We start from the raw sequence: 17,950 nt of genomic DNA, 5'->3' as shown, positions 1-17,950 counted from the left end.
GATGGGTAAACGGTGGATGAACGGGTTGGTAAAGGGTGATGAAAGCTTCAGGCCGGTGCGCTGGACTTCAGTGATTCGAGGTAGGCGCGCCAGCCACCCAGATGCGTGATGTCCTCGGCGCCTTGCAGCGCGTGCGCCTCGCAAACAAAACCCTGGACGCTGCCGCCGCCCTCCAGCGCCAGCGTGCCTATGCCCAGGGGCGCGGGGATCAGCGCAACGAAAGAGCCGTAGTGCTGCACCGGCATTTCCCAGATTTCCAGCGCGATGCCCGCGCCCTCGTTGGGGGCCACACGCAGCAGCCCCGGCTTGGGCGGCACCGTACCCGGCAGCGCGTAGAAGCGATAGTCAGGCGCGGTGCGTGCGGGGCCCACCAGCGTGGCGCCGCGCGTTGTCAGCTGGCTGTTCAGCGGCATGCCCGAAAGATGTGCGCCCACCACGGCCAGCCTGACCGTGGCCGCCGGCTGGATGCCTGGCAACGCTGCGGGTGCGGGCAGCGCTTCGTTCAATGCTCCCAGCGGCAAACCAGTGGCATGGTGATAGCGCTGTCCCAACTCAGCCAGTTGCCAGTCGCTGCCCGCCAGCCCCACCAGCGTGATGCCGAAAGGCAGGCCGTCAGGACGCAGGCTGCTGGGCACGGAAAGGGCCGCGTAGTCCAGCAGGTTGACGAAGTTGGTGTAGGTGCCCAGGTTGCGGTTCAGCGTGATGGGGTCGCGCTGCATGGCCTGCAGCGTGTAGTGCGTGGGCGCGGTCGGCAGGAGCAGCACGTCAATGTCGCGCCACATTGCGCCCGCCTGCTGGCCCAGCGCGCGCAACTTTGTTTGGGCTGCATACAGGTCGGCGGCGCTGTATTGGCGGCCTGCGCCGATGATGCTGCGGACCGGTTCGATCACTGCGTCTTCATGTGTGTCGAAAAAATCGCGTACGGCGGTGTAGCGTTCAGCCACCAGCGCGCTTTCATAGAGCAGCGCGGCCGCCTCGGCCAGCGGCGCGAAATTGATGGGCACCGGCACGCCGCCCAGGGCCTGCATGCGGGTGACAGCTTCGCCAAAAGCCTGCTCGGCCAGCGCGTCGCCGCAGAAGCCCAGTGTTGAAGGCACACCGAAACGAAAGCCTGCGGGCAAGGCGGTGTCGGCCATCGCCAGCACGCGCGAGTAGGGATCCAGCGGGTCGTAGCCCATGGCCGCTTCGAGCACGCGGGCGGCCGTGGCCACGGTGCGCGCGAAGATGGAGACGCAGTCCACGCTCTGCGCGGCCGGCACCACGCCGCGCGCGCTGACCAGACCCCTGGACGGCTTCAATCCCACGATGTTGTTCAGGCCGGCTGGTACGCGCCCCGAGCCGGCCGTGTCTGTACCCAGTGCAAAGTCGGCTTGCCCGGTCGCTACTACATAGGCGGAGCCGGAGCTCGATCCGCCTGATACATAGTCGGGGTTGATGGCGTTGGGCACCGCGCCATACGGCGAACGCGTGCCGTTCAAGCCGCAGGCGAACTGGTCCAGGTTGGTCTTGCCCAGCAGTTGCGCACCCGCATCGAGCAGCTTTTGCACCACGGCGGCGTGCGCCGTCGGCGTGTAGGCGAAAGCGGGGCAGGCGGCGGTGGTTGGCACGCCCGCTACATCAATATTGTCTTTGGCCGCAAATGAGAGCCCGGCCAGCGCGCCGCCGCGGCCGGTCGGGAAAGACGATGTCCTGGTAATCCAGGCCTCGGGAGCCCAGCCGGCGTCCGTGCCCGCAGATGTCGTCACCTGCTCAGGTGCAGCAAGCGATTGAGGAGAGTTCGGCGATGAAGAGATGTGCACCAATTGAAGGCATCCATACTTGTGTACAAGATGAGATGCAAGAGCTGTGCCAATCCGTAGAGCCGTCCCAGCACTGCCAGTGACGAAAAGGACTTTGATGTCTGCTTGTTATCCGATTAGGCGTATGAATGTCATGGATAAAGCGATTCTTGGGTAATTAATCACGCTCGATGTATCAAATACAGTAGAGGCTTATGGAAAAGTCCCGCTCCAACCCACAGCCCAAGCTTCGTGCTGTGCTGTTTGACGCCTACGGCACGCTGTTTGACGTGTACAGCGTGGGCTTGCTGGCGGAGCAGTTCTTTCCGGGCAAAGGCGAAGTGCTGGGCGTGCTGTGGCGCGACAAGCAGATTGAGTACACGCGCCTGGTGACCATCAGCAACGGCGGCGCGCATTACCGGCCGTTCTGGGACCTCACACGCGCAGGCCTGCGTTATGCGTGCAAACGCCTGGGGCTGGATTTGAATGCCGCCCGTGAGGAGCAGCTCATGAACCAGTACCGCCACCTGTCGGCGTTTCCCGAAAACCGGGAGGTGCTGCAGGCGCTGAAGGCGCGTGGCATCACCACCGGCATCCTGTCCAACGGCGACCCCTCCATGCTGGATGTGGCCGTCAAGTCGGCCGGGCTTGAAGGTCTGCTGGACCACATCATCAGCGTGGACAGCATTCGCAAATACAAGACCGCGCCCGAAGCCTATGCGCTCGGGCTGAAAGCCACCGGGCTGGAGGCGAAACAGATCGCCTTCGTGAGCTGCAACAGCTGGGACGCACTGGCGGCCACCTGGTATGGCTACCAGACGCTGTGGGTTAATCGTTACCAACTGCCGTTTGAAGAGCTGGGCACGCAGCCCCTGTACACCGGCAGCAGCCTGCGTGAAGTGCTCTCGCTGCCGCTGCACTGATTTCGCAGGCTCGTTCTATTTTTTGTCTTTTAGTTTTTTTGATTCTTCTGATGCTTTTGAGAAAAGGGACCGCACCATGAACACAACAACCAACACACGCACCTCCAGCCACCGTCTGCAGGTCGCCACCGGGCTTTACCGTTTCGTCGAAGACGAGGTGTTGCCTGGCACCGGTGTGGCCAGCGGCGCTTTCTGGAAGGGCTTTGACGCCATCGTGGCCGATCTGGCGCCCAAGAACCTCTCCCTGCTGGCAGAGCGCGACCGCCTGCAGGCCGAGATGGACGCCTGGCACAAGGCCCACCCCGGCCCCATTGCGGACATGAAGGCTTACCGCGCTTTCCTCGAAAAAACCGGCTACCTCGTGCCTTCGCCGAAGAAGGTCACCATCACCACTGCCAACGTGGACGCCGAACTCGCCAGACAGGCCGGCCCGCAACTTGTGGTGCCCATCCTGAACGCGCGCTATGCGCTTAATGCCGCCAATGCGCGCTGGGGCAGCCTGTATGACGCGCTCTACGGCACCGACGCCCTTTCCGAGGATGACGGCGCCACCAAAGGCAAAGGCTACAACCCCGTGCGCGGCGCCAAGGTGATCGAGTACGCACGTTATGTGCTGGATCGCACCGCGCCGCTGAAAAAGGGCTCGCACATCGATTCGATCGCCTATGCGGTCAAGGGCGGCAAGCTCGTCGTTACCCTGAAAGGCGGCAAGACAACGGCGCTGGAAGACGCCAGCCAGTTCATCGGCTACCAGGGCAAAGCCTCCGCGCCGTCGTCGGTGCTGCTGCAGCATAACGGCCTGCACATCGACATCCGCATTGACCGCGGCACGCCCATCGGCAAGACGGATCCGGCCGGCGTGAGCGACCTGGTGATAGAGGCTGCGCTGTCGACCATCATGGACCTGGAAGACTCTGTGGCCGTGGTGGACGCCGACGACAAGGTGCTGGCCTATCGCAACTGGCTGGGCATCCTGCAGGGCACACTGACCGAAAGCGTGACTAAGGATGGCAAGACCTTCACCCGCGGCCTGAACCCGGACCGTGAATACACCTCGCCGAAAGGACCCAAGGGCAAAGCAGTGGTACTGCACGGCCGTTCGCTGATGTTCGTGCGCAATGTGGGCCACCTGATGACCAACCCGGCCGTGCTGTACACCGCCGCGGATGGCAGCACGAAGGAAATTCCGGAAGGCATCCTGGACGCCGTGATCACGACCACGATCGCCATCCACGACCTCAAGCGCAAGGGCAAGCCCGGCATCAGGAACTCGCGCAAGGGCTCGGTCTACATCGTCAAGCCCAAGATGCACGGCCCCGCTGAAGTGGCATTCGCCGCCGAACTTTTCAGCCGCGTCGAAAAGATGCTCGGCCTGCCGGGCAGCACGGTCAAGCTCGGCATCATGGACGAAGAGCGCCGCACCAGCGTCAACCTCAAGGCCTGCATCGCCGCCGCTTCCAGCCGCGTGGCCTTCATCAACACCGGTTTCCTGGACCGCACCGGCGACGAAATGCACACGGCCATGCAGGCCGGCCCGATGATCCGCAAGGGCAACATGAAGATCAGCCCCTGGCTCAGCGCCTACGAACGCAGCAACGTGCTGGTCGGTCTGGCCTGCGGCCTGCGCGGCCGCGCCCAGATCGGCAAGGGCATGTGGGCCATGCCCGACCTGATGGCCGACATGCTCAAGGCCAAAATCTCGCACCCGCAGGCCGGCGCCAACACCGCCTGGGTCCCCTCGCCCACGGCCGCCACGCTGCACGCGCTGCACTACCACCAGGTCAATGTGGCGGCGGTGCAAAAAGACATCGAGAAGACGGTCGACCTGAAGTCCGAAATCGCCCGCCTGCTGCCCGAGCTGCTGCTGGTGCCGGTCTCGCCCGACGCTCAATGGACGCCTGCCGAGAAGCAGCAGGAGCTGGACAACAACGCCCAGGGCATCCTCGGCTACGTGGTCCGCTGGATCGACCAGGGTGTGGGTTGCTCCAAGGTGCCCGACATCCACAACGTCGGCCTGATGGAAGACCGCGCCACGCTGCGTATTTCCAGTCAGCACATCGCCAACTGGCTGCTGCATGGCGTGGTCACGAAAGCGCAGGTCAAGGAAACCTTTGAACGGATGGCCGCCGTGGTCGACGGCCAGAACGCGGGCGATCCGCTGTACAAAAAGATGGCGGGCAACTTCGAGGCGTCAGCGGCCTACAAGGCAGCGTGCGACCTGGTCTTCAAGGGCCTGGAGCAACCCAGTGGCTACACCGAGCCGCTGCTTCACGCCTGGCGGCTGAAGGTAAAAGCCGGCTTGTGAGCTGTTAAGTCTGCGGCAGGGGTGCGGACGGGGCTTGCGCCTGCTGAAGCCTGTGCCTGACAGAGCCAACTTGCTACTGAATTGATAGCTGTTAGCGCAGGCTGCTATTGGCCTGCAGGCCAAATACTCTTGGAAATCTGGGTTCGGCCCGCTGGCGCCGGTGCGCCCCCCATGGCGGATGACAGCCGGTCAGGCGTTGATAACCCCTGAGCTTGCGGAGGTGTTGCGCCAAACTGACCTTTACAGAGAGCCGCCGATCTTGCAAAACCGGCCGCTCATCGCCATTCGCGGGATTTAAAGGCCGGTTACGGACCGTTCCGTGACAAAAACCCTGTAATTCATATGTATGCGTTGGAAACCAAGTGAAACACTTTGCAAGTACTTCAATGAAATCGCGGTTGGCCCTTACGCTAGCGTCTCCCCCTTCTCCGGCCACAGATCGGTTGCAAGCCGGCCGGCAAATGTGATTAATACCAATTTTCCCGAACTCCTCGATGGCTTCGCAACCTGACGTCCTTCAATCCTGTCTTCAGGCGGCTGCCAAAGCAGCCCGGCCTGCGCTGGAACGGTGCATTGATGACGCCGTGGCGGGGCTGCAGATTGCCGAGTCACAAAGCCCAAAAGTGGCCGAGCGCGACGAACTCGCGGCGGCCTGGCGGGGACTTCAACAAAACAAGCCCGTCTGGGTCGTGCAATACCCGGCAGACCTGCTGGTGCATTTCAAGGCGAATGTGGCTGTTGCGGTGCAGGCGGTGCGCACCCCGGCAGCATCGCCAGACCAGCTCGCTGCTTCAGCCGCCGCCGCATCCAGCACCTTTGCCGCCCTGTCTTATGCCAGTTTCGCCCTCGTCGACGACGAGGACGTGTCCCAGGCCATTGAATCGTCACGGCTGCTCCAGCTGGTGCTGCCGGCGGTCGACCACGTCCTCGCCGAACTCAACAAGCTGATCAGCACCGTGCAGGGGCTGCCGAATGTGCGCCCGGAGCTCAATCCGCTGCGCCCTGAAGTGTTTGCACAGACCCTGCGCGAAATGATCACCGCAAGCAATGCGGGCCCGGCCGTCGTTTCGCTGTGGCTCAGGTATCTTGCCGAGCCTCTGGGGCGCGAACTCGGGCAGGTCTACGAACGCCTGGTTAACCAGCTGGAACTTGCCAACGTGCAGGGTGCCAGCTACCGCGTATTGCAAACCCCCGCGGGCGCAGCCCCCGGCCGGGCCAGGGGTACCGGCGGCGCAGGTTCCGGGTCGGGTGCCGGTACCGCAGGCGCCGGCGGCGGTGAGGGCGGAAGCGGTGGGGGCTCCGGCGAATCCGGCCGCCCCCAGCCGCCCCCGCAATATGCCGACCTCTCCAACTATGAGATCCGGGACGAGTTGTTCCAGGATTTCCTGTTCCATGGCGGCAGCAACGCCCATCACGGGCTGGCGCCGTCCTATTACGAAACGGTGGAGGAAGAGCTGGTCGCCCTGCAGGAAGCGCCTGACTCTTCCGGCGCGCCGTTGGCTGAGTCGCAAGCCGCGCCCTCGCATGAATACCAAAACCTGCCGGCGGTAGACCGTCCGCAGCGGATGGTCGATGAGCGCAGCCAGCTCAGCCCGCAGGTTTGGGGCTCGTACGCCCGACCCCGCGAGCGCGCCATCGTCCGGACCCAGCTGAAGAAAGAGGCCAAGCAGGTCGGTCAGGTGCTGGGCCTGGAAGTGGTGCGCAAGCTGGTCAAACAGGTCGCGCAAGACCCGCGCCTGCTGGTGCCGGTGCGGGAAGCCATCGTGGCGCTGGAGCCTGCGCTGCTGCGTCTGGCCATGGTGGACCCGCGCTTTTTCAGCGACGAAGGCCACGCCGGGCGCCGTGTCATGGAGCGCGTGGCGCAGCGCAGCTTCAAGTACAACGACGAATTCAGCCCTGAGTTCCTGGCGTTTTTTGAGCCGGTCACGCGCGCTTTCAACGGGCTGAACAGCCTGACGATCGAAGATGCCCAGCCTTTCGCGATGGCACTGGCCGAGCTCGAATACGGCTGGGACGAGCAGGACCAGCTCGAAGCGGAAAACCGCAACAACGTGCTGCAGGCCCTGCGTTTCGCCGAAGAGCGCCAGACGCAAGCGGACCAGATCGCCTTTGAGCTGAGCACACGCTCAGACCTGGACAAGGTGCCGGGCCTGGTGCTGGACTTCCTGTTCGGCCCCTGGGCGCTGGCCATGGCGCACGCCAGACTCTCCGATACACGCAACCAGGTTGATCCGATGGGCTTCGGTTCGGTGGTGCCTGACCTGCTCTGGAGCGTCAAGCGGGAAGTCACCCTGAAACGCCCGGCCAAACTGATCGAGATGATTCCCAGCCTTTTGGGCAAGCTGCATGAGGGGCTGGAGTTGCTGGGGCAGGACCCGCGCGAAAGTGAGCCTTTCTTCGAGGGCCTGATGATGCTGCACCGGCCCGTGCTCAAGCTGCGACGCCTGAAAAGCCGGCGTGACGCCGAAGAGTCTGGCGCCGTGCCACTGGAGGCCGAAGAAGATTCGGCCACGCCTGAACAGCGTCTTGCCAAGGCCGCCGCGCACCCCTGGCTTGCGCGCGACGACCTGGACGCCGCAGGGTTTGAAGACACCCTGCCGACTGTGCCCGGAGAACTTGCTCCGATCGAGGAAGACGAACCGCCGCCGATAGAACCCATGCAAGCGGCAAATGAGCCCGACTCCAGCCATCCGGAATACCTTGCCGCGGCGGCAGCCTCCGCAAATGCAGTACCGGCCATGGCTCAAAGTGAAGCCGAGCGCCTGTTGCTCAGCCTGCGTTCCGGCCACTGGGTGGATATGTACTCCAGGCGCCGCTGGCTGCGAGCCCAGCTGATCTGGGCCAGCACCAAGGGCACGCTGTTCATGTTCGTGAGCCACGGCGGCCAGCCCCACTCGATGACCAAGCGCAGCTGCGAACGGCTGATCCGTGAACGCCTGCTCCGGCCGGTCGACAGCCAGGGTGTGGTGGCGCAGGCCCTGGATGCGGTCGCTTCGGAAGTCGCAACCACAGCGCAGCCGGAATCCCAGCCGGTCTGAAGGGGGAGGCCGCACGAGGCGGCAGTTACCTGCCGCCGGATACATGGCGGAACCCACCCGTACCGCTTAAAGCCTCATGACCTCCTGGCCTGACCTCAATCAATTTCCTGCCGCCGCTGTACCTGCTGGCCCGGCTGAATTGCAGCAGCCAGCGCATGCCCAGCCCTTTGTGCATGACGACGGAAGCACCCGGTCGCTTCACTTCACGATGGGTGAACTGCAAAGCCGCATGCTGATGCACAGCCCCTGGCACCTGGAAGTGGACTACACGCTGACGATGATGGGTTTCCTGCTCTTTCGGCCCGTGCCCCTGCACATCGGAATGATCGGCCTCGGAGGCGGCTCCCTGGCCAAGTTCTGCCACCGGCAGCTGCCGTCCAGCCAGATGACCGTGCTGGAGATCAACCCGCAGGTGGTGGCGCTGCGGCGCGAATTCCGCGTGCCCGACGATGATGCGCGGTTCCGCGTCATCGCCGCTGACGGGGCCGATTTTCTGCAGGCCGGTACCTCCCGGTTCGACGTGCTGCTGATCGACGGGTTTGACCACCAGGGGCAACCGCCGGCCCTCTGTTCGCAACGCTTTTATGACGACTGTTTTGCCGCGCTGTCGCCGGGCGGCGTACTGGCGGTGAACCTGCACTACGATGACCCGGACTATCCGCTGCTGGCGGGCCGCATTGCGCGCAGTTTCGATGACAATTCCGCAGAAATTCTTGCCCAGGAAAAAACCAACAGCATCGTGTTTGCCTACCGCGGGAAGCCCGTTTCCGCGCGCAGGCTCTCGGTTGCGCAAGCTCTTTCCGCACTGGCGGACGACGAGGGCCGGGCCCAGCTCAGGGCCGAGTTTGGGCGGATCACCTGGCACATGAAAGACCCGGGCGCAGACGACGCCTGACCGGTGCATCCCGGCTCACACCGGATCCGGCCACGGCGGGAAGGCCTTACCCCGACGTGCGGTGCTGTCCGACGGCCAGCCCCCAAAAAAACAGGCACGCTGGAACGTTCAACATTTCATTTCACTGTCCTGCACGGATATACCCTGCACGCGCACAAACCTGGAGAACCCCATGACCGAAAAAACCGCATCTGTTCACTGGGAAGGCCGAGGCAAAAAGGGCCAGGGCCAGATCAGCACCGACACCGCTGCACTCAAGTCGTATCCCTACGGCTTTGGCAGCCGCTTTGAGGACGACCGCAGCGGCACCAATCCTGAAGAGTTGCTGGGCGCCGCGCATGCAGCCTGTTTCACCATGGCATTTTCTTTTGCCTGCGACAAGGCTGGGTTCGGCACCAGCTCGGTGGACACCCGCGCCAGGGTCCGTCTGGTGCCGCAGGGTGATGGCTTCCTCATCGACCGCATTGCGCTGACCCTGGAGGCCGTGATTCCGGATATCGATGAAGCGAAATTCCAGGAACTCGCCGAAGGCGCCAAAAAGGCCTGCCCGCTCTCCAGGGCCCTGGCCAGCGTTCCCGAAATCACCCTCGCAGCGACATTACGCCGGTAGCTTTTTCCGCACCCAGAAAGAAACCCGATATGAATCCCAGGACGAATTTTTCTTTTGAGGTTCAATATGCCGCACAGTCAGGCGCCGCGCAGGACGAGCGCGACGGCCTGATGGGGTCGCTGGGCCCTTCGCTGCAGAAGCTGTTTGCCGCAGACGACCCTTCGGCCACCGTGACGGTGAGCGACAGCCACAAGGGTGACGGCAACAAGATCATTGAATTGACGACCACCCTGCAGGATCCCCAGGTCGCCGCAACACTCCAGGCGTTTTCGAAGCAGCACGGCGTGGCCGTGAGTGCACTCGAATAGCCGGCCCTGGTGCGGCCTCGCTCAGGCTTGCCACACACCGTAACCCGCTTCGCGCAGGGCAATACCCAGTTCGACTTCCATGTCGCGCGCGGCGTCGTAGGGCATGGGGTTGTACATCTCGTACAGCTTGGGTAAAAGCCGCACGCCGAAATCACGGGCGAAACGGTTGGACTGAATGCCGGCCTTGTGTTTGTCAAAACGCACATCCGGGTCCAGCCCGGTCATGCCCACATACACAAAAGGCTTGCCCAGCTGGTAGTCCGGATTGGCGCGGCGAAAGCGTGCCACGTTCCACACTTCGGGCCCAAGCTCGATCACATAGACGCTGTAGTGATGGCCTCTGGGTCGGGTGGGCATGAATGGGTGGGCGTGAAGGGTGGGCGTTGTGCCGACTTTAACGCATCGCAATCCATTCAGGCGCTATCAAAAAAATAGCTGCTTGCGCCCGTCCTTATTGGCCTGCAACTTCTTTCTGCCTGAAAATTACGCGCTAGCCTTGCTGTTGCTGCTGCGATTCCTTCATTTCTCCATTTTCTTCCTCTGTTGGGCTCTGGGTCTGCGTCTGTGCCTGGGTCTCATCCGGGGCCTGCTCCTGCAGCCAGCTGCCCGACGACACCACCAGGTGAATGAAGTGCAGCTTGGCGACCGCCTCCGTTGGCAGGATGAAGGGATAAAAATCGGGCTGGCCCATGCTGCGTGACATCTCGTTGAGCATGGTGGTCAGCCGCGTCCAGTGGTTCAGAAAGGTGAGGAACTGCTCGGCATCAGGGTGTTGCGGCTGATACAAGGCATCTATCGTGAAGGGCGTGAACTCCAGGTCGAAGTGATCGACGCTCAGGCCGAAACTTAAAGCGGTGTCGATCGCATCGCGCATGTGCAGGTAATGCGCCCAGCACTCGGCCCAGTCCTCCCAGGGGTGAGTACTGGCGTAGGCGCTCACGTAATGCAGCGGCCAGTCCGCGGGCGGGCCCTCGTCGTAGTTGCGCTGCAGGCTGGCCTTGTAGTCCAGGGTTTCGTCGCCGAAGAGTGCGTGAAAGCCGTCCATCCAGGCAGTGCCGGCGAGCAGGCGGTCCCAGTAGTAGTGGCCCACTTCATGGCGGAAATGCCCAAGCAGCGTGCGATAGGGCTCGCGCATGGCCTTGCGCACCGCCTCGCGCTTGGCGTCGTCGGCCTCGTCCACGTTGAGCGTGATGAGGCCGGTGTTGTGGCCCGTCATGATGTGCGGGCCGTTCACCGGCGAACGCAGGAAGTCGAACATCAGGCCGCGCTCGGTGTCTTCGCTCATGCGGGACGCCACCGGCAGCCCGAGCAGGATCAGCGCGGACACCAGGCGGCGCTTGGCCAGCTCGACCAGCCCCCAGAGGTAACCGTTGTCGGGCAGGGCTGGGTCCGTCAGGTCCGGAATGGTCCGGTTGAGGCGGCAGGCCCGGCACATGTCGGCGGGGTCCTCCACCGGCACCAGCCAGTTGCACGATGCGGGGGTTGAGAGATTGAGGCATCGCCTGTAAAGAGGTTCGCCGTTTTCGGCAGGCTGAGCGGGCGGTGCCTGCGTCGCCTCGGCTTCCTCAACGGGTGCGGCAGGCGCAGATTCCTGGCCAGGAATTTCCTCGAGCAAAGGCGGCTGGATGTCGTCGGGCGGCGCGCCGGCCGGTGCGCCGGCGGCCTGCCATTCCTGCCAGGTGCCCTCTTGCGGCCCAGGCATCAACGGCAGCAGCAGGCCGCGCTCACAGTCATAACCCAGCGGCGTGCCGCAGGCCAGGCATTTGCTGTTGCGAAAAAAGACGGGCTGCCCGCAATGGCAACGGTAGTTGCGCCCGGCCAGCAAAGGCAGGGGTTGGTCGGTGGATCTGGATGGCGTGGTGAAAAACAAGTGGCTTGCCCGAATGAATGGTGGGCCCGCAAGGCCGAAAGCGCAAAGCACCTGGCAGGAGAACACCCGGCAGGAGAACCCGAGGGTACAGGATAGCCCCGGCGAAGCCTCCGGGGCCCGGCGCCAACACCTGTCATGCTGTCAGTGGAGGCCGACAAAACAAGGCCGGGCTCTTGCTTTTATCATCGGGTATCAGACATGTTTGCGGGCCAGTTAACCGGACACCCGTAAAACCCTGTGTTCAACCCGCATCAACCACCACACCCCAGAGGACACCATGCCCACTTACCACGTCGAAATGATGGAAGGCCGGACCATCGAGCAGAAGAAAAAGCTCGTCGAGGCCATTACCCGCGTCAGCGTCGAAATTCTCGGCGGCCAGCCTGACTCGGTGGACATCCTGATCACCGACATCAAGCGCGAAAACTGGGCGACCGGCGGCAAACTCTGGTCCGAGCCGAGAGACTGACGACGGACACCCGGGCCATGCCCGCATCCCTTGCCGGCCTGCAGGCGCGCCACGGTCCGCGTTACCGGTGGTTGCTGCTGCTGTCGGTCATGATCGGCACGATGGCTTCCATCATGTCGTCGACCATCGTGAACGTGGCGATTCCCGACATGAGCCATTACTTCACGCTGGGGCAGGAGCGCGCGCAGTGGGTGAGCTCGGGCTTTATGGTGGCCATGACGGTCTCCATGCTGACCACGCCCTGGCTGCTTTCGCGCTACGGCTATCGCCGCACCTATGTGGGCACCATGGTGCTGCTGATGGCCGGCGGCATTGTGGGCGGTCTGGCCAACAGCTTTGGGCTGGTGCTGGGTTCGCGCGTGGCCGAGGGCCTGGCGGCCGGTGTGGTGCAACCGATTCCCGCGATCATCATCATGCGGGCCTTCGGGCCACACGAGCAGGGGCGCGCCAGCGGCCTCTTCGGCATGGGCGTGGTGCTGGCGCCGGCGCTGGGCCCCAGCGTGGGCGGGGTCCTGGTCGACCTGTTTGGCTGGCGCTCGATTTTTTTCATGGTGGTGCCGCTTTGCCTGGTATCTCTGTGGATGGCTTACCGCTACGTGCCCGACACAGCGCCCGGCGGCGTGGAGCCCAACCGCAATGGCGCGATGATCGACTGGCGCGGCCTGTTGCTGGGCGCGGTGGGCACGCTGTGCCTGCTCAACGGCATGGTTGAGCTGCACGGCGCCGGGCGCGCGCATGCCTTTGTATTGCTGGGCGCCGCGCTGGTGGCGCTGGCAGCATTCATCTGGTGGCAACGTCGCCTGGCGGCTTCGGGCGGTGCACCGCTGATGAACCTGGCGCTCTTTGGCTACCGGCCTTTTGCCATGGGCAGTATCGTGGCTTTCATCTACGGCACCGCGCTGTTTGGCTCCACCTACCTGCTGCCGGTGTACCTGCAGCTGGGCTTGAATCTCTCGGCCTCGCACGTCGGCACCATCCTGCTGCCCGCGGGCCTGGTGTTGGCGGCCACGATTGCGGGCGTGGGCCGGCTGGCGGACAAACACCCGACCTGGCTGCTGGTCAGCACGGGGCTGGCTTTGCTGGCAGCCTCGTTTGCATTGATGCTCACGGTGAACCTGGCTTCGGGGCTCTGGATGCTGGTGGCGTGGGCCACGCTGGGGCGTATCGGGCTGGGTTTTATCCTGCCTTCGCTCAACCTCGGGTCACTCCGGCCACTGCATGAGCATCTGTTATCGCAGGGCGCAAGCGCCATCAACTTCCTGCGCATGCTGGGCGGCGCGATCGGTGTGAGCCTGTGCGGCATCGTGCTGGAGTGGCGGCTTGCGGCCCATGGCGATTCGCTGGCCAACGCCACCAGCAGCCCGGCGCGGCTGGCTGCTTTCAATGAAGCCTTCCTGATGCTGGCCGCCCTGTGCGTACTGGCCGTGGTGGCCGCATGGCAGCTTCGCGTGCCGCCCCCCGCCCAACCTGATAACTTACCGAATAACAAGCAGGAAGCGGACTGACATGTGCCAACTTCTCGGCATGAACTGTAATGCCCCAACGGATGTGACCTTCAGTTTCAGGGGCTTCGCGCAGCGGGGCGGCCACACCGACCACCATGCCGACGGTTGGGGCATCGCTTTTTTTGAAGGTGACGACAGCGTGGCCGGTGGCAGCGACCGCGGCCTGCGCCACTTTGTCGACCATCAACCGGCCTGCAGTTCACCGGTGGCCGAGCTGATCAGCCGCTATCCGATCAAAAGCCGCAACGTCATCTCACATATCCGCAAGGCCACACAGGGCCGTGTCGCGCTGGAGAACTGCCACCCCTTTGTGCGCGAGCTGTGGGGCCGCTACTGGGTGTTCGCCCACAACGGCGACCTGAAAGATTTTTCACCCCGCCTGCACGGCAGCTTCCGGCCCGTCGGCACCACCGACAGCGAACGCGCCTTTTGCTGGATCATGCAAGAGATGGCCAAGTCGCACGCGGGCGTTCCCAGCGTGCAGGAACTGAGCATCACGCTGCGGGAACTTGCCGCGCACATCGCCACCCACGGCACTTTCAACTTTTTGCTCAGCAACGGTCAGGCCTTGTGGGCGCACGCGTCCACCAACCTCTATTACGTGGAGCGCAAGCACCCCTTTGCGCATGCCACGCTGAGCGACGAGGACGTGAGCGTGAACTTTGCCGAGCACACCAGGCCGACCGACCGCGTCGCTGTGGTGGTCACGGCGCCGCTCACCACCAACGAAACCTGGACGTCATTTGCGCCCGGGGAACTCAAGGTGTTTGAAGGCGGTGCGCTCATCGCCGCCTGACAGCCGCAGCCCTGGGCTGTCAGGCGCCGGCTGTCGTGACAGCCTGTTCCAGTGCATCAATGAACATGGCCGCCACGTCAAAGCCTGCCTGGTCGTGGATTTCCTGGAAACAGGTCGGGCTGGTGACGTTGATCTCGGTCACATAGTCGCCGATCACGTCGACACCGGCCAGCAGCAGGCCGCGCGCGGCCAGCACCGGCCCCAGTGCTTCGGCAATTTCAAAATCCCGCTTTGAGAGCGGCTGCGCCACACCCACGCCGCCGGCCGCCAGATTGCCGCGCACTTCGCTGCCTTGGGGAATGCGCGCCAGGCTGAAAGGAACCGGTTTGCCTCCGATGACCAGCACGCGCTTGTCGCCCTTGACGATCTCGGGCAAAAATTTCTGCACCATCACGCTTTCGGCGCCGTTCCTGTTCAGTGTTTCGGTGATGCTACCCAGATTCAGGCCGTCTTCCCTCACGCGGAAGATGCCCATGCCGCCCATGCCGTCCAGCGGCTTGAGGATGATGTCCTTGTGTTCGGCATGAAAGCGCTTGATGTCGGCCGCGCTGCGCGTGACCAGCGTCGGGCCGCTGAATTGCGCGAACTCGAGGATGGCGAGCTTTTCAGGATGGTCGCGCAAGGCGGCGGGCTTGTTGAAAACCCTGGCCCCTTCGCGCTCGGCCTGCTCCAGCAGGTGCGTGCTGTAAAAGTATTCACTGTCAAAAGGCGGGTCCTTGCGCATGACCGCCGCATCAAAACCCGCAATGGCTTCGCGGCCGTCGGGCCGGGCGGCATCGGCCGTGAACCACACATCTGCGCCGCCTGTCAGCGTGATGTGGCGCACCTGGGCCGTGACTTTCGCGCCGGTCTGCCAGCTCATGTCGGCCGGTTCACACGCGCTGATGCGGTGCCCGCGCCGCTGCGCCTCCCGCATCATGGCAAAGGTGGTGTCCTTGTAAATCTTGAATGACTCGAGCGGATCGGCAACAAAAAGAAGGTTCATGGTGTGGAACGTGTCCCTGGGTTTGGCGCCGCCCCGGAGCGGGCTTCGCGGCGCTGTTGGCCATATTGTTGTACAAAGAGTGCAATCGCGCCCGCGACGACACCCCAAAAGGCCGAGCCCACACCGGCTATTGCGACGCCCGACAAGGTGACGAGAAAAGTGATAAGCGCCGCTTCCCGGTGCGATTCCTCCTTCACCGCCGCGGCCAGGCCGTTGCCGATGGTACCCAGCAGCGCCAGTCCGGCAATGGCGACGACCAGCTCCTTCGGAAAAGCTGTCAGCAGGCCGGTGATCGCTGCGCCGAATATGCCGATCACGATATAAATGGCGCCGCAGCAAACGGTCGCGGTGTAGCGCCTGGCGGGGTCCTCATGCACTTCCCGGCCCATGCAGATGGCCGCCGTGATGGCGCTCAGGTTGAGGGCAAACGCGCCAAAAGGCGCCAGCACCAGCGTGGCCAGGCCGCTCAGCGTGATGATTTTTGACACCGGAATGCCGCCGTCCGGACTGTCGGGCCCATAGCCCGCCGCATGGATGGCCGCCACGCCCGGCAGATTCTGCGAAGCCATGGTCACCACAAACAGCGGAATGGCCAGGCTGACAGTGGCGGCCAGTGTGAACTTCGGCATCACGAACACCGGCATCGCCAACGAAAAAGCGACCTCAGACCACGCCAGTTGCCCGCGCGCAGCGACAAACACAATGGCTCCGACCAGCGTCAGCACTACCGCATAGCGCGGCATCAACCGCTTGCCCAATAAGTAGATCGCCAGCATCAGCAGCACCAAAGGCAAAGCCGTTTGCGCTGCCGCAAAGGCCTGGATGCCGAAGCGCGCAAGCACACCCGCCAGCAACGCGGAGGCGATGGCCACAGGAATACGGTTCATGACTTTTTCAAACCAGCCGGTGATGCCGAACAAGGTGATGAGCGCCGCGCTGACCATAAATGCCGCAACCGCCTCTCCCATCGAGAAACCGCCAGCCAGCCCTGCAGTAGCCAGCACGGCGGCACCCGGTGTGGACCAGGCCACCATCACCGGCTTCTTCAACCACAACGACGGCACAAGAGAGCACAAACCCATGCCGATGCCGAGCGCCCACATCCACGAGGCAATCTCGGCAGGCGTGGCGTTGAAGGCAAGGGCTGCCTGAAAGACGATGGCAACCGAGCTGGTGAAGCCGACCAGTACTGCCACGAAGCCCGCGGTGAAGGCGGCGAGGTTGAGGTCTTTGAAAAATTGCATGGGGGGATTCTGGCAGGGTTGGCACGCAGGGCATGAGGTCGCAAGAGGAAGAACCGCCTTCCAGATGGATTTCATCCGTTTGCTATGAATTCAATAGCGGCTTGCGCCCGACCCAATTGCCCTGTGGCCCAAATGCCTACAAACCCGACAGCTTGCGCATTTGCCGGTCATGCCACCGGCCCAGCAACGTGATGGCCACCGCAGCTCCGATCAAGGCCATGAACATGTCCGACTGCGTGTCCCAGGGGTCCCCCTGGGTTCCCAGAAATTCATCCGCGCCCTGACCCAGCGCCAGGGCCGCCCACCACTCCACCAGCTCATACACCGCGCTGATGGCCATGGCCACGCACACCGACAGAAACCCCGCCATGCGGCGGCTGCCCAGGTAGCCGCGCTGCAGCAATACCTCGCGTGCCACCATCGCAGGCACCAGCCCCTGCATGAAGTGGCCGACCTTGTCGTAAGGGTTGCGGCCCAGGTGAAACAAATCCTGCAGCCAGAAACCCGGCGGCACCCTGGCATAGGTGTAGGCGCCACCCACGATCAGCACCAGCATGTGCAGCGCAATCAGCACGTACAGCAAGGTCGTCAGCGGGTAGCGCCGGCCCGTGGCCAGCAGCACCGGCGCGGCGATGACGGCGGGCGCCACCTCGAGCATCCAGGTGCCCCGGTCATACGGTGCCATACCCGACCACACCAGCGCGGCCAGTACCAGCAGGCCGAGAGCGATCAGCAGCGGCCTGCGGTCAGTCATGCGTCGCCATACACAGGCTCGCAGCGCACATCGGTTTTCACCGAGTTCGCGATGAAGCAGGCGTCGTGGGCCTCATGGTGCAGCTTGTCGATCTCGGCGCGTGTCGGCATGCGTTCACCGGCAAACGCCACCTCGGGCCGCAAGGTGACGGTGGTCATGGCGATTTTTCCCTCCGCGCTCTTTTCCATCACGCCGCTGGCCGCATCAAAGTAGCGTGTCACGGAAAACCTGCGCTTGGCTGCGATCGACAAAAACCACAGCATGTGGCAGCTCGACAGCGAGGCGACGAATGCCTCTTCCGGGTCCATGGCCGATGCGTCCGACATCGGCAGGGGCACCACATGTGGTGAAGAAGAGCCCGGCACTTCGAGGCCGCCGTCGAAGCGGATCAGGTGCCTGCGGCTGTAGCGGTTTCCCGGGAAATCACCGCCATTGATTTCCCACAAAACCTCTGCCGTATAAGTCGACAT

General features: G+C 63.5%; 16 protein-coding genes. 9 read left to right on the top strand and 7 right to left on the bottom strand.

Annotation, left to right across the window (positions count from 1 at the left end; translation table 11 throughout):
* Window positions 1-47 precede the first annotated feature (47 nt).
* On the bottom strand, window positions 48-1,745 hold the full coding sequence (gene atzF / locus AC1DY9_RS14830; RefSeq protein ID WP_457282328.1) for an allophanate hydrolase: 1,698 nt from the start codon (window positions 1,743-1,745) through the stop codon (window positions 48-50).
* A gap of 248 nt (window positions 1,746-1,993) precedes the next feature.
* Between atzF and AC1DY9_RS14825 the strand changes: the two genes are divergently transcribed.
* From AC1DY9_RS14825 to AC1DY9_RS14800, 6 genes are all read left to right on the top strand, one after another.
* The gene (locus tag AC1DY9_RS14825; protein ID WP_457282327.1) at window positions 1,994-2,701 is read left to right on the top strand and encodes a haloacid dehalogenase type II; all 708 of its coding nucleotides are present in this window, start codon (window positions 1,994-1,996) and stop codon (window positions 2,699-2,701) included.
* 76 nt (window positions 2,702-2,777) lie between these two features.
* Window positions 2,778-5,006, top strand: coding sequence for a malate synthase G (locus AC1DY9_RS14820; RefSeq protein ID WP_477666905.1), 2,229 nt, complete (start codon window positions 2,778-2,780; stop codon window positions 5,004-5,006).
* A 494-nt stretch (window positions 5,007-5,500) separates the two neighbouring features.
* The gene (locus AC1DY9_RS14815; RefSeq protein WP_477666904.1) at window positions 5,501-8,044 is read left to right on the top strand and encodes a DUF1631 family protein; all 2,544 of its coding nucleotides are present in this window, start codon (window positions 5,501-5,503) and stop codon (window positions 8,042-8,044) included.
* A 76-nt stretch (window positions 8,045-8,120) separates the two neighbouring features.
* The gene (locus tag AC1DY9_RS14810; RefSeq protein WP_477666903.1) at window positions 8,121-8,939 is read left to right on the top strand and encodes a fused MFS/spermidine synthase; all 819 of its coding nucleotides are present in this window, start codon (window positions 8,121-8,123) and stop codon (window positions 8,937-8,939) included.
* A gap of 172 nt (window positions 8,940-9,111) precedes the next feature.
* On the top strand, window positions 9,112-9,549 hold the full coding sequence (locus tag AC1DY9_RS14805; protein WP_457282323.1) for an OsmC family protein: 438 nt from the start codon (window positions 9,112-9,114) through the stop codon (window positions 9,547-9,549).
* Window positions 9,550-9,578: 29 nt separating this feature from the next.
* The gene (locus AC1DY9_RS14800; protein WP_457282322.1) at window positions 9,579-9,857 is read left to right on the top strand and encodes a hypothetical protein; all 279 of its coding nucleotides are present in this window, start codon (window positions 9,579-9,581) and stop codon (window positions 9,855-9,857) included.
* 21 nt (window positions 9,858-9,878) lie between these two features.
* Here the strand turns inward: AC1DY9_RS14800 and AC1DY9_RS14795 are convergent, their stop codons facing one another.
* Window positions 9,879-10,214 (bottom strand): hypothetical protein, encoded by a 336-nt coding sequence (locus AC1DY9_RS14795; protein ID WP_457282321.1) that lies wholly within the window; start codon window positions 10,212-10,214, stop codon window positions 9,879-9,881.
* A gap of 133 nt (window positions 10,215-10,347) precedes the next feature.
* Window positions 10,348-11,727, bottom strand: a complete 1,380-nt coding sequence (locus tag AC1DY9_RS14790) for a zinc-binding metallopeptidase family protein (RefSeq protein ID WP_477666902.1) — start codon at window positions 11,725-11,727, stop codon at window positions 10,348-10,350.
* A 277-nt stretch (window positions 11,728-12,004) separates the two neighbouring features.
* Here AC1DY9_RS14790 and AC1DY9_RS14785 point away from each other — a divergent pair, with 277 nt between their 5' ends.
* Genes AC1DY9_RS14785 through AC1DY9_RS14775 form a run of 3 tightly spaced genes read left to right on the top strand, consistent with a single transcriptional unit; the run spans window position 12,005 to window position 14,497 of the window.
* The gene (locus AC1DY9_RS14785) at window positions 12,005-12,196 is read left to right on the top strand and encodes a 4-oxalocrotonate tautomerase (RefSeq protein WP_411881369.1); all 192 of its coding nucleotides are present in this window, start codon (window positions 12,005-12,007) and stop codon (window positions 12,194-12,196) included.
* Between the two features lie 17 nt (window positions 12,197-12,213).
* Window positions 12,214-13,701, top strand: coding sequence for an MFS transporter (locus AC1DY9_RS14780; RefSeq protein WP_457282319.1), 1,488 nt, complete (start codon window positions 12,214-12,216; stop codon window positions 13,699-13,701).
* 1 nt (window position 13,702) lies between these two features.
* Window positions 13,703-14,497 (top strand): class II glutamine amidotransferase, encoded by a 795-nt coding sequence (locus AC1DY9_RS14775; RefSeq protein WP_457282318.1) that lies wholly within the window; start codon window positions 13,703-13,705, stop codon window positions 14,495-14,497.
* 19 nt (window positions 14,498-14,516) lie between these two features.
* Here the strand turns inward: AC1DY9_RS14775 and gshB are convergent, their stop codons facing one another.
* The 4 genes from gshB to AC1DY9_RS14755 form a co-directional block, all read right to left on the bottom strand.
* Entirely contained in the window at window positions 14,517-15,482 is a 966-nt protein-coding gene (gene gshB, locus AC1DY9_RS14770; RefSeq protein ID WP_457282317.1) for a glutathione synthase, read from the bottom strand.
* Window positions 15,479-16,726, bottom strand: a complete 1,248-nt coding sequence (locus AC1DY9_RS14765; protein ID WP_477666901.1) for a benzoate/H(+) symporter BenE family transporter — start codon at window positions 16,724-16,726, stop codon at window positions 15,479-15,481. The genes gshB and AC1DY9_RS14765 overlap by 4 nt, the downstream gene beginning before the upstream one ends.
* A gap of 136 nt (window positions 16,727-16,862) precedes the next feature.
* Complete coding sequence (locus AC1DY9_RS14760) at window positions 16,863-17,480, bottom strand: DUF2238 domain-containing protein (protein WP_477666900.1); 618 nt, start codon at window positions 17,478-17,480, stop codon at window positions 16,863-16,865.
* A complete protein-coding gene (locus tag AC1DY9_RS14755) occupies window positions 17,477-17,950 on the bottom strand; it encodes an OsmC family protein (protein ID WP_477666899.1) in 474 nt (157 codons plus the stop codon). The genes AC1DY9_RS14760 and AC1DY9_RS14755 overlap by 4 nt, the downstream gene beginning before the upstream one ends.

The sequence above is a fragment of the Polaromonas sp. P1_F6 genome (assembly GCF_056405695.1).
Note: the sequence above shows the minus strand (reverse complement) of the source record. Positions and strands in the feature narration are given on the sequence as shown.